The 15,457-nt window shown below is 53.9% G+C and carries 11 protein-coding genes and 1 pseudogene; 7 read left to right on the forward strand and 5 right to left on the reverse strand.

The window, feature by feature from the left end:
* A pseudogene (locus H6F80_RS12930) lies at window positions 1-264 on the reverse strand (hypothetical protein); the annotation flags it as partial.
* A gap of 370 nt (window positions 265-634) precedes the next feature.
* Here H6F80_RS12930 and xseA point away from each other — a divergent pair.
* Both xseA and xseB read left to right on the forward strand, forming a co-directional pair.
* Window positions 635-1,942, forward strand: a complete 1,308-nt coding sequence (gene xseA, locus H6F80_RS12935) for an exodeoxyribonuclease VII large subunit (RefSeq protein WP_190791956.1) — start codon at window positions 635-637, stop codon at window positions 1,940-1,942.
* Window positions 1,939-2,220, forward strand: coding sequence for an exodeoxyribonuclease VII small subunit (xseB, locus tag H6F80_RS12940; protein ID WP_242067328.1), 282 nt, complete (start codon window positions 1,939-1,941; stop codon window positions 2,218-2,220). The genes xseA and xseB overlap by 4 nt, the downstream gene beginning before the upstream one ends.
* Before the next feature lie 70 nt (window positions 2,221-2,290).
* On the opposite strand, the gene H6F80_RS12945 is transcribed toward xseB, so the two are convergent.
* Both H6F80_RS12945 and H6F80_RS12950 read right to left on the reverse strand, forming a co-directional pair.
* Window positions 2,291-3,361: a calcium-binding protein gene (locus H6F80_RS12945; protein WP_190791957.1), complete on the reverse strand. Its 1,071-nt coding sequence runs from the start codon at window positions 3,359-3,361 to the stop codon at window positions 2,291-2,293.
* A gap of 249 nt (window positions 3,362-3,610) precedes the next feature.
* Window positions 3,611-5,602, reverse strand: a complete 1,992-nt coding sequence (locus H6F80_RS12950; protein WP_190791958.1) for a S8 family serine peptidase — start codon at window positions 5,600-5,602, stop codon at window positions 3,611-3,613.
* Window positions 5,603-5,922: 320 nt separating this feature from the next.
* Here H6F80_RS12950 and H6F80_RS12955 point away from each other — a divergent pair, with 320 nt between their 5' ends.
* A complete protein-coding gene (locus tag H6F80_RS12955; RefSeq protein ID WP_190791959.1) occupies window positions 5,923-6,480 on the forward strand; it encodes a hypothetical protein in 558 nt (185 codons plus the stop codon).
* A 43-nt stretch (window positions 6,481-6,523) separates the two neighbouring features.
* Here H6F80_RS12955 and H6F80_RS12960 read toward each other — a convergent pair whose 3' ends face one another.
* Complete coding sequence (locus H6F80_RS12960; protein ID WP_190791960.1) at window positions 6,524-8,641, reverse strand: sensor histidine kinase; 2,118 nt, start codon at window positions 8,639-8,641, stop codon at window positions 6,524-6,526.
* 298 nt (window positions 8,642-8,939) lie between these two features.
* Here H6F80_RS12960 and H6F80_RS12965 point away from each other — a divergent pair, with 298 nt between their 5' ends.
* The 4 genes from H6F80_RS12965 to H6F80_RS12980 all read left to right on the forward strand — a co-directional run bounded on the left by H6F80_RS12965 (window position 8,940) and on the right by H6F80_RS12980 (window position 13,958).
* The gene (locus H6F80_RS12965; protein WP_190791961.1) at window positions 8,940-10,787 is read left to right on the forward strand and encodes a protein kinase domain-containing protein; all 1,848 of its coding nucleotides are present in this window, start codon (window positions 8,940-8,942) and stop codon (window positions 10,785-10,787) included.
* A gap of 405 nt (window positions 10,788-11,192) precedes the next feature.
* Window positions 11,193-11,756 (forward strand): Lrp/AsnC family transcriptional regulator, encoded by a 564-nt coding sequence (locus tag H6F80_RS12970; protein WP_242067329.1) that lies wholly within the window; start codon window positions 11,193-11,195, stop codon window positions 11,754-11,756.
* Window positions 11,753-12,466: a LysE family translocator gene (locus H6F80_RS12975; RefSeq protein WP_199296542.1), complete on the forward strand. Its 714-nt coding sequence runs from the start codon at window positions 11,753-11,755 to the stop codon at window positions 12,464-12,466. Before H6F80_RS12970 ends, H6F80_RS12975 begins: the two co-directional genes overlap by 4 nt.
* Before the next feature lie 187 nt (window positions 12,467-12,653).
* Window positions 12,654-13,958: a murein hydrolase activator EnvC family protein gene (locus tag H6F80_RS12980; RefSeq protein ID WP_242067330.1), complete on the forward strand. Its 1,305-nt coding sequence runs from the start codon at window positions 12,654-12,656 to the stop codon at window positions 13,956-13,958.
* A 12-nt stretch (window positions 13,959-13,970) separates the two neighbouring features.
* Here the strand turns inward: H6F80_RS12980 and H6F80_RS12985 are convergent.
* Window positions 13,971-15,457: ATP-binding protein (locus tag H6F80_RS12985; protein WP_190791962.1), on the reverse strand; the 1,487-nt coding region annotated here is incomplete at its 5' end.

The following is a 15,457-nucleotide window of genomic DNA, read 5'->3' on the forward strand; positions in this document are numbered from 1 at the left end:
AACCTCAATAATTCTGCCTTTAGGAAACCCGCCGCCCAGTGCCAGATCGAGGGTGAGTGCGCCGCTTGGAATGGTTTCAATTTTCATCCGGGTTGCGTCGCCCAGCCGCATAATCGTGCCTTTGCCAAAGGTGCGATCGATCTGAGTGAGTACCAGATTCAGGGCTTTTTCCCGTCCTGGGTCGCGTCCATTAGTTTCCCGACTGGTTGTGTCGCGTCCGTTCGTCTCGCGTCCGTTTGTGTCGTTACTCGTCGCTTTAGCCATTCGCACCTCAAAACAAGAGTGTATGTAATTCAGTGGTGTAATTCAGGAATGCAATCAATGAAATGCAATCAACGAATGGAATTCCTGACTGGGCTTCAGAGGTTCTGCATCCCAGAGAACTGTCTGATTCAACCGACTTTCGTTACCTTAGAAAGAAGTCCTGCTACTCCTACTTATATTTTAGTCCTTTTTTCTTCGACCATACAAACGTACTAAATAAAATAAGATTTAACCAGAGGTCCAACGCTTGATTCCTCCGCTAAGGTTAGATTTAGTTCTTTTCCTGATGCGATACTGCCCTTTTGCCTTTCCTGCTTCCCTTCTGATGATTGTTGATTAACCTGACTGATTGCCCTGAGTTCGATCGCCCATGACCTCTAATCTGCCCAACCTGCTGATTCCAGATACAGCTCTGTCGGTGACAGGGTTGACGGACTATATTCAGGCATTGTTGGAGCAAGATCATCAGCTTCGGCAAGTGTGGGTTACGGGCGAGGTATCGAGTGCTTCCCGCTATCGAAGTGGCTTGTTTTTCACACTGCAAGACCCGGACGCGCAGGCAGCGATCAACTGTGTGGTGTGGAGCAGTCAGCTCAATCGACTGGCAACCGTGCCCGTTCCGGGCGATCAGCTTATTTTGCTGGGGCGAGTTCATGTGCATCCTCAGCGCGGGACTTATCAACTCATTATCTGGCAAGCACTTCCGGCGGGCGAGGGTTTGCGGGCACTGCGCTATCGTCAGCTTCGCAATCGGCTGGAGTCTGAGGGGCTGTTCGACCCCGATCGCAAACGTCCTTTACCGCTTTATCCGCAGACGATCGCTGTCGTCACTTCCCCGCAAGCTGCTGCCTGGGGGGACATTCAGCGCACGCTAAAGCGCCGTTATCCGGGAATGCACGTTTTGTTTTCTCCGGCACTGGTGCAGGGCGATCAGGCTCCTGAGGCGATCGTGCGGGCAATTGAGCGCGTTGAGGCAGACGGACGGGCAGAAGTGCTGATCCTATCGCGGGGCGGCGGCGCAACCGAGGACATGGCTTGCTTTAACGATGAGCGGGTTGTGCGGGCAGTGGCAATGTGTCGCATTCCGGTTGTGGCTGGAATTGGGCATCAGCGGGATGAGTCGCTGGCGGATCTGGTTGCCGATATTTATGCCCATACACCCACCGCTGCCGCGGAGCAGGCAGTTCCCTTATTAGCCGATCTGTTTGCCGAACATCAGCAGCGCGTTCTTGCGCTTAGTCAGGCGGTGGGTACTTCTGTGGATGGGGCAGTGGAGCAGCTCGATCGACTCAAGGGGCGGCTGCGGCGGCTTCATCTCGATCGCCTGATTCGCGAACAGGTGCAGTTCAATGGCTGGCGGCAACAGCGGCTCACGCAGAGCATGAATCAGCAGCTTCAGGCTGCCCAGCAACACTGCGAACTTCTGCATCAAAAACTGAGTGCCCTCGACCCCAGTGCCGTTTTGAAGCGCGGCTATGCCATGATTCGGCAGGAGAACGGAGAAGATGTGCGATCGGCTCAGCAGCTTCAGCCCGGACAGCCGCTCACCCTTCAGCTTGCCCAGGGACAGGTAAAAGCGATCGTGACCGAAGTAATGCCTGCCCCCACAGATTTAACCCATCCAAATTCAACGGCTCCAGACTTAAACCCCCATCTCAGCCCTAAATCCCAGCAATGAACGAACCAGACTTTTTGCCCGCTTCGATGCCTGCTCAGCGTACCCGTCCCGGTGGCGACTCGCTCTTTCCACCCGACTGGAGCTATGAGCAAACCGTTTCTCAGATCGAAGGCATTATCGATCGCATCGAGCAGGGTGAGCTGGAGCTTGCCGAAGTTTTCGATCAGTTTGCGACGGCAGTCGAGCAACTGCGCCAGTGCGAAACGTTTCTTAATCGGCAGCAGCAGCAGGTAGATTTGCTGATCGAGACACTGCTGGATGAGGCAGAGCCTTTTTAATCCAATCTCACGTTTTAACTCAGCCTCAGACTTTTAATCCAAGCTCATAATCCAATCTCATACAGACGTCTTATACAAAACGGCTTGCACTTAATCGATCGACTTGTGTATTTGCCACGACTGCCAGCACGTCTGCACCAGTGCGGAGAACGGCATCGGCTCCCTGCTGCTGAATGCCCAAGCTGCGGAATTCCAGATTGCTCGGCAGTTGAATTTGATCCTGTCCGGGCTGGAAATCCTGAATTACCGTAACCCCATTGCCGCGCTGAAGACTGAAGATATCGCGGTTGGCGCCACCGACCAGGACATTATTACCGCCATCGCCTGAGAGCCGATCGCTTCCAAGTCCACCAGAGAGCTGATCATCGCCCCTGCCGCCCAGCAGGGTATCTGCCCCGCCCCTGCCCTGCATCACGTCATTCCCGCGATCGCCTACCAAAATTTCACTGCGATTTGCGCCGATAAGCACGTCGTTTGCTGCACTACCTGCGATCGGGATCTGGCGACGGTTGGTTCTGCCTGTACTGCCGCCGTTTCCACCCAAAGCGCCAGGGGCAAAAAGCTGATTAATATTGCCGCGAAAGTTGCTTAGATCGATCAAGCCAGAGAGGTCAATCCCGGTTCCGCTGCCGAAATTGCCGCCAAAACTGCCGCTCCCGAAACTGCCACCAAAACTGCCGCCGCCTCGATTGGAAGTGCCGCCTAAGTTAGAGCTGCCAAAGCTTGAATTTCTAAAGGTATTGCCTGCGCTATTGCCCGTTGAATTCCCGAAACCCGCATTCCCTGAACGTCCGATCGAATTGCCTAGCCCAGCGTTCGCTAAGCTGCCCGTCGAGAAGAAGTTCGTCTGCGGCTGCGCGGTAAAACCCGACCTGTTATTTGTCAGGTTATTGGTCAAATTATTCGTTAGGGTATCACCAGAAGCACTGTTGCCGCTCGTTCCCGTCGTGTTAACCCGGTTTGAGTTAACCACCGTTTCACCCGTTGTGTTATTGAAGTTGGAACTGTTAGAAAGTGGGTCGTTAAACGTGCTGATACTGCTGGAATCAAACTGAGTTGAGCCAGAGGTCAGTCTGCCCGTCGTGTTGTTAGAGAAGCTGCTAAACCCCGTTGAAGAACCCGAAGAAAATGATGTAACCATCGCGTTAACAGGTTGCCCACCTGGACGACTGAGCAAATTGACTACTGAGCCAATGACTGAGCCAATGACTGAGCAAATTGCGAATGCAAAGCCTCGTCCTGGGTTAAGCCAACTCGCTCATTCAAAACTACCGTTATGGTAGCGATCGCCCCTCTTTCCTGCGCTCCATCTTCAGAAGCAACTGCCCATCCTCTAGCGAAGGATTGTTTGCTGCTGGTCGGTTTGCCGCTGGTTTATTTGCAGAGTTTCCTAAACGCTAATCTCGATCGCAAAACTGCGGAGCATTCCCGTATCTCGTGCGGCTTTGTCAGTGACTTCGAGTGTCCAGGTTCCCTGCGGAGCCAGGTTGAGCAGCGGTTCCAGCGCAGGAACATTTGCCGGATCGAAGGTTCTTTGCAGATTATCGGTATCGTCCTCAGCGCGATCGTGCAGAATGATGGGCTGCTGACTGAGCGATTCCGGTGGATACAGTATCACGACCAGATCGCCAATGTAAGAATGCTCAAGGTCGATCGTCACTTGGATCGATTGCATTGGCTCAATGCTGCCCACGGCGAGCAGTAATCGGGCAGTTTCAAAGTCGCGAATGGGGACATCCTGCACAACCCGATAAAGTTGCTTTAGGGTATCGCTGCTCGGCAGGGCGAGTTCAACCGCTTTTCGGGCATTCACCCGACCATAGCCATAAAACGGGCTGCGTCCGGTGGCATCGTACTGTCCACCTTCCGGATCGATCGGGTCGCAGGACTGCCGCAAAATGTCGCGCACCTGATCCCACCTCAAATCAGGATTTCTTGCCAAAATCAGCGCCACCACCCCAGCCACACCCGGAGTCGAACTCGACGTGCCGCCAAAGGCATTCGTATAGTTACCCACGCGATCGCCGCGCACAGCGTCACCCGGATTGTAGCCTACTGCTCCAGAACGATCGGTCGTCCAGATGCCGGGTGTGAGCGAAGGTTGACCGTCATTGCTGGGAAAGGCACACCAGACTGCTTTGCCATAGTCGCTGTACAGGCTTCGCACGCCAACATCGTTAGAGGCAGCCACGGCGATCACTTTTGAATAGCTGGCGTAGCCGTCGTTATCAACGCTTTCGTTTCCGTTTCCGGCAGCAAACAGCACCACACAGCCTTTGCCATTGCGTCCTTGCGTTACGGCATAGTCGATCGCCAGTCGGGTCGAATCTGCGAGGGGAACCACCTGCTGATGCAGCGGATCGTTTGGATCCCACCATGCGCCGTCGGGCGGACCCCAGCTACAGGAAATCACATCTGCGCCATTTTGCGCTGCCCAAACAAAGGCATCGGCTTCTGCCTGCGATTGAAGTCCCGATGCCAGCCGAATCGGAATCAGCTTTGCTTGTGGAGCCACACCCGACGCGCCAAAATTGCCGTTTGCACAGGCAACGCCCGCACAGGCAGTTCCGTGGTCTTCGCCCTGTCCGGGACGCGGATCGTCGGTCTGGCGAGTGACATCTCTGGGCGCGATGATTTTACCAGACGATCGAAATTCTTCATGGTCGATATCGACCCCATCGTCAATCACTGCAATGATCGTGCCTGCGCCCCGGCTCAGTTCCCAGGCAGATTCGACATTCGCACTGGCATTAATTTCGCGTCCGTCGATCGTTGTCGTTGCCAAATGCCACTGGTATGGAAAGACCTGCCTTGTCCGCGTGTCGCTGATCAGTTCTGGGTGACAAAGTTCGACGATCGATTCTTGCAGCAGCCGTTCTGCCAGATCAAAAATTGCCAAGCCTGTTCCCTGAGCCGCTGCCACAAAATAGGCATTGTGGGCGTAGATCAGCGGTCGTTTTATGCTTAACCCATAGCGAACCAGCAACGCTTCGCACGCCTCCGGCGACTGGTCTTTAAAAAACTTAATAAATAAATTCTCGCTGTAGAGTACGGGCTGCATTGACGCAGGATTGATCAGCACGCGTCCGGCAAATTCCAGTTCGGGTTCAGTGCTCAGCATTTCGCGGGCAGCATCGCACAAAGACGTATCCGACTGCGGAGCCTTGGTTTTCAGCACTTCGACCCCGGCCTGGCGAAAGCGCATCGTCAGCTCAAAGTTTTGGCTCAACATCTGGTATGCCTGCTGCGAGAGCGGGGCAACCTCAAACGATCGCCGACTCATCATGGCTGCCCGGTTGATTGTGCGAACGGCTAAATGCTCCTGGCTGATAACGAACTCGTAGCGCTGCCCGTTTTTGCCCCCATACTGAACCCAAACCATTGCAATCTTCCCTTCTTGTGGATGACCAAATGCGTATTACTTCCTTCGAGTTATAGTCCTGACTGACAATGGATTGGGTCAGCCTTGCTGAAATTTAACATCGCCATGCGATTGTCTCGTGCGATCAATCTATCGCTCAACCGATCGGGACAGAGTGCAGGGAGTAACCCCCTCAATTCCCTGCTCTGCCAAACCCAGCCATAAAGATAACCTTACCGAAAGATGATTCTGGCTAAGGTTGCGGTAGGGTGAAATGAAATAGCCGGTTTTTGATCCATCCTTCCTTCATCGTTGATCATTTTGATAAAAGCGGGTGCAGCGTGAGTGTTCAGAGCAACCCATTTGAGCAGTTTCCAGCGCGAGTTGAAATTCAGGAATCGACTACCCCGCAGGGAGAACGGCAGAGCCTCGCCTATGTGCGGCAGTCTAACTATTTCGCCGTGCATTTTCAGCAGTCGTTCCAGTCTTTGCTGCCCGTTTCTCGCATTGCCTCCGAAGCCGTCCTCACGCTGGAAGAACGCATCGCCATCTTTCGCGGCAGCCCCGACACCCATCGATCGACCGCTGCGCAACCAGCAGCCATCAGTGCCGTTTATGCCTTAGAACCGGGCGGATCGATCGCTGTGCCCACCGGACAGGTCTTTTTGCGCCTCGTCGATGGCGTTCCGATCGAAACTCACCAAACCCTCATCCAGCAAGCGGGCTATCAAGTCAGCCAAATCCTTGTTTATGCCCCCAATGCCGCCTGGCTACGCCCCCAATCCGGTGAAATTGCCGATGCCCTGCGCCTTTTGCCCCGACTGGAAGCGATCGATTCGGTGGAGGTGGTGGAGCCGCAGATGGTGATGGGGCGATCGAAGCGAGAATTGGAGGGGTAGAGGGACTCATCCACTTATCCAATCCACCCTCACGCATCTACCCTCACGCCACTGGCAACGTAAACCAAAACAACGTCCCCTGCCCCGGCTCACTCTCGACCCCGATCGCCCCGCCATGCGCTTCAATAATCTGGTGGCAAAGATAGAGTCCGAGTCCGAGTCCGACGGATTTGGGTTTTTTGCTGCCGCGATAGTAGGGGTCAAAGAGGCGATCGCGCTGTTCGGATTTGATGCCGATGCCGTTGTCGCTTACGGTGCAGAAGATCCATTCGTCGCGGGGTTCAGCGGTGAGGGTGATGGTGAGTCCGGGCGGGTTGTGCTTGAGGGCGTTTGCCATCAGGTTTTGATACACTCGGGCGAGCTGAAGCGGATCAGCTTTGATCAAAGGGAGATCGGTGGGAATGCGATCGATCAGGCTGGTGCGCTCTTTCTCAAACATGGGTTGTAGGTCTGAGGTTGCGGAATGCACTAAATCGCAGAGGGCAATTGGTTCTGGGTGAAGGGCGATGCCCCAGATCTCGGCGGCATGGCTATCAATGAGAGAGTTAATCAGTTCCAGCTGTCGCTGGTTGCTTTCCTGCATTCGGGTCAGGATTTTGCGCGGTACTTTTAGGTCGTCTCCGGACTGTTCGCTCAGGTTGTTGAGCACCATTGCCGTTCCCAACACGGGGTTGCGAAGATCGTGGGAAACAGCGTGCAGAAATAAATTGAGCTGGCGGCGCAGTTCGGCTTCCAGGGTTTCGAGCTGCTTGTTTTTTTGCTCCAGTCCTTGCGAGTATTCGGCAAGCTGCTGGTGGGACTGCTTGAGCTGATGTCGCATGTGGTTAAATGCCCCTGCCAGGGTGCCCAGTTCGCCCGATCGCTGAATTTGCACTTCCCGATCCCAGTCTCCTTCTGCTAAGGCTTCGGCGGCGCGGCTCATTTCCAGAATCGGGCGGGCGATCCAGCGGCTCGTTGCAATTCCCAAAGCGATCGCCACCAGCAGCGCGATCAGACAAAGCAAAATGGTGATCCGCGTGTTGGCATTAATCTTTGCCATGAATTCTTCTTCGGGAATCACGACGACGACGAGCCAATCTAGGCCGCGAAACCCACTTCGGCGATCGATGCCTGGAAAAGGCTGTACTTTCACAAATCGCCGCTTGCCGTTCTCATGAAACTCAAACTCCTGGGAGCGCGAAATGTTGCTCAAATTGCCATAGCTTCGCTGTAGGAAACTGGCAGTGGCGCGGGTGAGGCTATTCTGGCTGTCCCGGACGTTGATCAGCTTTTTTTCCTGTTCTTCCAGGCGAAACGGCTTTTCTCCGGTGGAGGTGGCAATCAAGTCGCCGTCTGGCTCCAGGATGAAAATTTGCCCCGTGCTGCCCACCTTCAGGTCGCAGAGAAACTGTCCGATTCCTGCCAAGCTGAGGGTGGCATCGGCAACGCCCAGCAAATTGCCCTGGCGATCGGAAAAGGGGCGATCGGCGGAAATGACCGGAGCGTTATCGGTCACAGTGTAGTACGGGTCAACCCATACCAGTGAACCTGCCTGCACTGCGGATTGATACCAGGGGCGACGACGCGGATCGTAGGTGGGCACTGTTTGTGTCAGTTTGATCCGCCTGCCCCACTGGTTGAGCGACCAAACCCGCAAAATGCCGTCTCTGCGAATATCGCGAATGCTAAGTTCAAGCTGATTGTCTATGTTGTAGCCGATATCGATGTAGCTACCCGTTTCGGTTGCAAGCGCAATAAAGGTTAATCCGCTCGGTTGAGCCGTCGTTGGTTTGAAACATCGCTGATCCGAAGAACTGGTCGGATTAAAGGGCTGATTGCTGAACTGCTGAAACTGCTCCCACAGATACGGCTCCAGGCTGGAAATATTTTCGAAATCAAGCAAGCCCAGCCGCACATTGTCGGCGTTCATCTCGGTCACAATCTGAGGAATTCGCAGATAGGTTTCGAGGGTTTGCCGGGTTCGATCACTGGCTTCTCGCTCGAGCTGGCTGACCAGATCGCGCACCGCATCCTGCCCATTGCGATAGGACAAATAGCCCGTCACTCCCACGATCGCCACAATTTGCAGCAGAAACGGGATGATCAAAATTGCCCGCAGCGGAACTCGTTTAGAAAGGCTGGCGAGCGGTTTTAGCAGAGTACGACGAAGCGACGATCGCATGGGGATACAGCCAACTGCCGAGGATAGTCTTATTGTCAGCTATTGTCCGATTGATAGACGGAAACAACGCTCCTTTTCACGATTTCGTAACCTGTTTGGTATCGGGTCGTCATCACCAACAGCCAAAGCCTGGAGTGCCGCAACTTTCCGCTCAAAAGACTGCGAAGGATTTGAGGCTGTGCCATGATGTTGCTGGAAAAAAGATCAGGGTTAAGACTTCCTTTGACTGCCTGATGGCGATCGCTTTGGGGGAAGAGTGGATTAGGTTGTCCTTGTTAAACCCAGCAGATTGAGCAGCGTGAACTTCTTACGATTTCTTCAATTAGAATCGCCAAACACCCTACTGGGCGGACGTTACAAAGTGCTGAAGCAATTGGGCGCGGGCGGATTTGGTCAAACCTTTTTGGCAGAAGATTTGCATCTGCCGGGGAACCCGCACTGCGTGGTCAAGCGGTTGCAGCCTCAGTTTAGCGATCCGGCTGCCCTGCAAACGGCAAAACGTTTGTTTGATACCGAAGCGCAAACGCTCTACGCTCTGGGAAACCACAATCAGATTCCCAAGCTGCTGGCGCACTTTGAGCAGAATCAGGAGTTTTATCTGGTTCAAGAACTCGTTGTGGGACACTGCCTCAGCCAGGAGGTGAAAAACGGACATCCTTGGAGCGAGGCGCAAGTGGTTGGGCTGATGCGAGACATTCTGGAAGTGCTGGCATTTGTGCATCAGCAAAATGTGATTCATCGCGACATCAAGCCTGACAACCTGATCCGCCGTCACGCAGACGGCAAAATTGTGCTGATCGACTTTGGCGCAGTCAAGCAAGCTACAACGCAATTACTGAACACAGCGGCTCAATCCAGGCTGACGATCGCGATCGGCACACCAGGCTATATGCCAAACGAGCAACTGGCAGGCAATCCGCGTTTTAGCAGCGATATCTTTGCGGTTGGCATGATTGGCATTCATGCATTGACGGGCATCTCCCCCCGATCGCTTCCTCAAAATCCTCAGACCAGCGAAATCGAATGGCAAGACCGGGTGGCTAAAGCGAATTCAGAAGTGAATTCGGATCTGGCTGCCGTTTTAAACAAAATGGTGCGCTACGACTTTCGCGCTCGCTATTCGACTGCGGCTGAAGCCCTGACAGCGATCGATCAAGTTCCCATTGCGGCAGAACCGCCTCCCCTGACCGCTCCTCCTGCTACAGCATCTGGAAGTTCTGTGGCTTCGTTTGTCCCGGTGGGAACCACGGCTCCCCTGCCTGTCACTCAAGCGCGATCGTTGACTTCGGGTGCTTCAGGGGAAATTCCTGCGACTGCGCCGTTGAGCCAAAACGCAACGCTGCCCATTAGCCCGATGACAATGACCGCCAGGGCAGGACAACTGAAGCAGTTTGCCCGTTCTCAGCCAAAGAAAATGGGGTTATTTGCGGCTGGTGTTGTCGGATCAGTCCTGTTGGTTTCGCTGGTGAAACCGCTATTTTCTCCTCGTCCTGCCAGCGATTCGGCAGAAACCGTGAACACTGCCAGTCCTGCATCCTCTCCCGCATCCCCCAGTCCTGCTGCCTCCTCAGACCCACAAACACAGGCAACTCCACTGTTGGCACAGGCGGACAAGCTGCGAGAACAAAACCAATTTCAGCAGGCAGTTCAAACTTATGACCAGGCGATCGCCCTTGATCCGAATGCCCCGGAAGCTCACTGGGGACGCTGCTATAGCTTGAACACGCTAGAGCAATTTGCCAACGCGATTACAGCCTGCGATCGTGCCCTGAAGCTCAACCCTGGCTATGCAGAAGCGCTGTGGAGCAAAGGTTACGCACTCGATCGACAGGGACAAGACCAAGCTGCACTAACGCTATATGAGCAGGCGATCGATCGCAAGCCCAATTTTGCCCAAGCCTGGAGCAACAAGGGAACTGCGCTAATACAGCTCAACCGTCCATCGGAAGCACTCGCCGCCTTTGATCGGGCGATCGAGCTTGATTCTAGCCTGGCGGAGGCATGGAACAATCGGGGAGCAGCTTTGTGGAGTTTGCGCCGCTTTGAGGAAGCCCTTGCCTCGGTAGAACGTGCCACCCAAATTCAACCCAATTATCCAGATGCCCTCAGTTTGCAGCAACAGATGCGGCAGAAATTAGGCAAATAAGTTAGGCAAAGTCAGTTAGGCAACTCAGTAGGCAAATTATAGGCAAATCAATAGGAGCTTGCTATCCAGTTCTACTGCTTATAAGTTCCGCTGCTTGTAAAAAGAGGAACTCAAAAAAAGCGGGATTGAAGGCATTTCGTAGAGCGATACCCTCAATCCCCAGCACTCATCGAATCTGACGAACTACTCCTGATATTTTTATTGTGGTTTAGCCAGCCAAAACCTCCCTTCATCCGAGTGGGGATCTGCTTCTGCTTAGATGGATTGATCTGAGTTGAGAGCATTTTGATCCCCGTATCTCACAAGGCACAACGCTTCCCCTATCGAGCGATAGACTTAAGAATCTAAAAAAAGCTAAAGCGACTTGAATTCTTTAGAAAAGAAAGTGATATTAGTATTCAGCTTTTGAATCTTAATTTTATGGAGCTAAATGAGACAGATTTTAAAATTCTCCAGCAGATGATGGTTCAGGGACGCATGACCTGGGCAGAGCTGGCAAATGGGCTGGAACTTTCCGCCCCTGCGGCTGCCGATCGCGTCCGCCGACTTGAAGACAAAGGCGTGATCCAGGGATACACTGCCCGGGTTAATCCAGAGACGATCGGCTGTCATCTTACAGCGTTTGTTGCGGTCACGCTGGAACATCCCCGCTATCGAGAAGGCTTTGTGCAAACCGTGCAGCAGCTTGCCGCCATCCAGGAATGCCATCACGTCACCGGAGACGATGACTATCTGCTCAAAATTCGCTGCCGCCATACGAAAGACCTGGAACACCTGCTCAGTGAACAACTTAAGGCACTTCCCGGCATTCTCCGCACCCGCACCACGATCGTCCTTTCCACCGTTAAGGAAACATCCGATTTGCCCCTCTGGAACGATAAGACCGACAAGACTGATAAAACCGACAAGACTGATAAAACCGATAAGAAAAGACCGATCGAGAGGAGAAATAAAGAGGAGAACCCATGATCCACTCTAATTTTCTGCTGCGCGGATTACTGATTGGTTTTTCGATCGCTGCCCCGGTTGGACCAATCGGCATTCTTAGTATTCGGCGTACCCTCGCCGACGGCTTACTGATCGGCTTGCTCACCGGACTGGGCGCAGCCACCGCCGACGCGATCTATGGCAGCATCGCCGGATTTGGACTCACGGCAGTGTCGAATCTGCTGATTCAGCAAGCTTTCTGGCTGCGGCTGTTGGGCGGTCTGTTTCTTTGCTATCTGGGCATTAGGATTTTTCTCAACAAACCCAGCGACGAAGCTGCGAATGTTCCGATAAAGGGTCAGCCGCCAGGCGCTCGCCTCAAAAGAGAAGCTGCTTTGCATCGGCAAATTCGTCGTCATCAGGCGAAAGCTTTGGCTGGGGCTTATTTTTCGACTGTGTTTCTGACGCTGACCAATCCAGCGACAATTCTCTCCTTCGTGGCAGTTTTTGCGGGGCTAGGATTAGCCAACAGCCAGAATAGTTACCCTCAAGCGACGGTACTAGTGTTGGGTGTGTTTATCGGTTCTGCACTGTGGTGGCTATTGCTCTGCGGCAGTGTGAGTTGGTTTCGTGCCCGTTTCAGTGCGGATGCCAAGCAGGTTCCTCGCGTGAGCAATTGGCTACGCTGGCTCAACCGCATTTCCGGTCTGGTGCTGCTTACCTTTGGCATCATTGCTCTGAGTTTAAGGTAGCAGTATGAAGCCGTTCCCCTGGCTAGGGAAAATGGGTGGGAGAGGTGGAAGAGATTGATTGATGAGCCAGTGCTTCACTGGAAGAGGCATAATGGCAAGGTTCATTTCTGCCGATCGCCTTTAAGGGGGGGTGAGGAGGATAAAAGCTCCTGAACATTCCCCCTAAATTCCCTAACGTTGGGGGACTTTGAACGGGAGCGGAGTCGGCACGGTTCTCCCCAAAATTGGCTTACCAGGGAGACGGTATTGGAAGCAGGATGCCTACCTGAAAAACATGGTTAAACGCGCTTATCAAAGGCTACTGGCTGGGGTGCTGCTGCTGGGGCTGAGTGGTTTGCTTGGTCTGGGCTGGAGTCTACCTGCGGTTTCGCTGTCCAAGCTATCCTCACATTTCTTTTCTTCCACGCCCCAAACACCCTACCTGGCACAGGTAACTAACTCTGTCGAAGAGCTTCAGCGACAGCAGCAGCGCAAAGAAGAAGAGCGATCGCGCTTGCAACGGCAGCAGGATCAGCTTGAGGGACTGGAACGATCGGCACAAAAGCGGCTCGGCGGAATTCAGCAAGGCATTCGCGCCACGGCTGCCCAAATTGCCCAAAACCAGGCAAAACTCAAAGCGGCAAACCAAGAGCTTGTGAAGCTTGAGGCACAGCTTGCCAAAGCCGAAAAAAGCTATCAGGGCAAACAGTCTGCGACGGTGGCACGGCTCAAGTTTTTGCAGCGTCAGCAGGGAAGTCGGGGCTGGGCACTGCTGCTCGAAAGCGAAAACCTGAACGAATTTCTCGATCGCCGCCATCAGCTCCGGCGGGTGTATGAAGCCGATCGCACAGCACTGGCTCAGCTGCAAACAGCAGCAGTGGCGATCGAGCGACAGCGGCGACAGGTGGAAGGACAAAAAAACGAAGTTGCGCTGCTCACTCAGGAGCTTCAGGCGCAAAAAGTTGAATATCAGGCGCAGGCACAATCTCAGCAGGAACTCATCAACCGTCTGCGCCAAGATCGAGCTGCGCTAGAAGCCGCTGAAGAACAGCTCGCCAGGGATTCACGCAATTTGGCTGTCCTAATTCAGCGACTGGCTGGCAATCGATCGCGCATCGCAGTTCGGGGTACAGGGCAGATGGCATATCCCAGCATCGGCGAAATGACGAGCAGCTTTGGCTACCGGATGCACCCCATTCTGGGCTATAACCGCTTTCATGCAGGCGTCGATTTTGGAGCCGACACGGGCAGCCCAATTTTTGCCGCAGATTCCGGCGTGGTGATTTTTGCCGGATGGTATGGCGGCTACGGTCAATCCATCATTATCGACCACGGCAACAACCTCACCACCCTCTACGCGCACTCCAGCGAACTCTACGTCTCGGAGGGACAGTCCGTTCAGCAGGGACAGGCGATCGCAGCGATCGGCACAACTGGGCTCTCCACCGGACCCCACCTTCATTTCGAAGTGCGCCTAAATGGAGAACCCGTTGACCCAATGAGTTACCTTTAGCCGTTGATTCTCTTAACCGCCGATCATCGATCGCTCAACTGCTGTACTCGGACTGGTTACCTGAGCAGCAAGACCCTGAGCCGGCTGAGGGGCGATCGGCATCGCAATCTTAACCGTCGTCCCCTGTCCTAAGCCTGCGCTATGCAGCGTGATCTGCCCGCTCATCATTTCAACCAGATTGCGGGAAATTGCTAGACCCAAGCCTGTGCCTTCAAATTTGCGTGTGGTTGAGCCATCGACCATCACAAACGGACGGAACAGCTTTTGCTGCTGCGAAGGGTCAATCCCAATTCCGGTGTCTTGAATTGCGATTACAACCCACGGCTGGCTTGCCGTTTCACTATCGCGATGCCCGTTTTGCTGAGCATAATAGGTGGGCAGTTCGGCAGCAGGCTGGATGCGGGTGTCGATCGTGATTCCGCCCTGATCGGTGAACTTGGTGGCGTTGTAGATCACGTTGAGCAACACTTGCTTGAGGCGATCGGGATCAGCCTGCACCCAGATCGGCTCAGAAAGATCGGTGACGGTGAGGGTCAAGCCTTTTTGCTGAATTGGTACTGCTTGCAAGTTCATCGCCTCGCGAATAATCTGCCGCAAATCGACTGTTTTGATCGACAAAGGCAGTTTTTCTTCTTCAATGCGCTGGATGTCGAGCAGGTCGTTAATGATTTTCAGCAGGTGAATCGCTGCTTTGTCTGCCTGCTCCAGAAATTCCTCTTCTTCTTCTCTGGTATCGCAGCAGCCGTCCTTCACTAATCGAATACAGCCGATGATGGCGTTCAGGGGCGTTCGCAGCTCGTGGGACGTATTTGCCAGAAACTCGCTCTTGAGCTGATTCGCAGCTTCTGCTTCCTGCCAGGCAGATTCTAGCTCTTTTGCCCGTTCCTCCAGCCTGCCCACCATGTTGTCTAGCACTTCTGCTAGGTGGTTGAGTTCGCGAATTCGGAAGTTTTTAGGCGCACGTTCTAGCTTGTCGCGCTTGTGAATCCGCATGGCGTACTTGCCCAACTGCTCGATCGGCAAAGCGAGATCTCGCGCCATATAAAGCATTGCCAGTAGATGCGCCGCCAGCAAGCCCACTGTGAGGATCAGCAGAATTTGGGTAATCTTCTCAAGTCCTTGAAGCGCGCTGTCCATTCGCGTTACCGCCAGGATTGCCCAGGTCGAGGACTGGTTGTTGCTCAGCTTGAGCGTTATCGGACTAAAGCCTGCGATCCATTCGTGCGAATCCCCTGCTAAGCCATACAGGTGTCTGGCTCCGGTCATTTCGCGCTGAAATACGTTCGTCAGGATGTCTTCTAGCCGATCTTTGTCTGGCTCCTGGGCAATCGTTGTTCCCACTCTGCTTGCGATCGGATGCGCCAAGACCATGCCATCCCCATTGAGCAGGACAGTGTAACCCTGCAATAGCCATGGATTAACATCTTCGGTTTGCTGAAGCGAGACCTGCGCGGAAAGGGTGTACTTGAGCTGTCCTGCTGGGCTGTAGACAGGTGTGC

This window comes from Leptolyngbya sp. FACHB-711, from assembly GCF_014695615.1.
Lineage (GTDB): Bacteria > Cyanobacteriota > Cyanobacteriia > Elainellales > Elainellaceae > Leptolyngbya_A.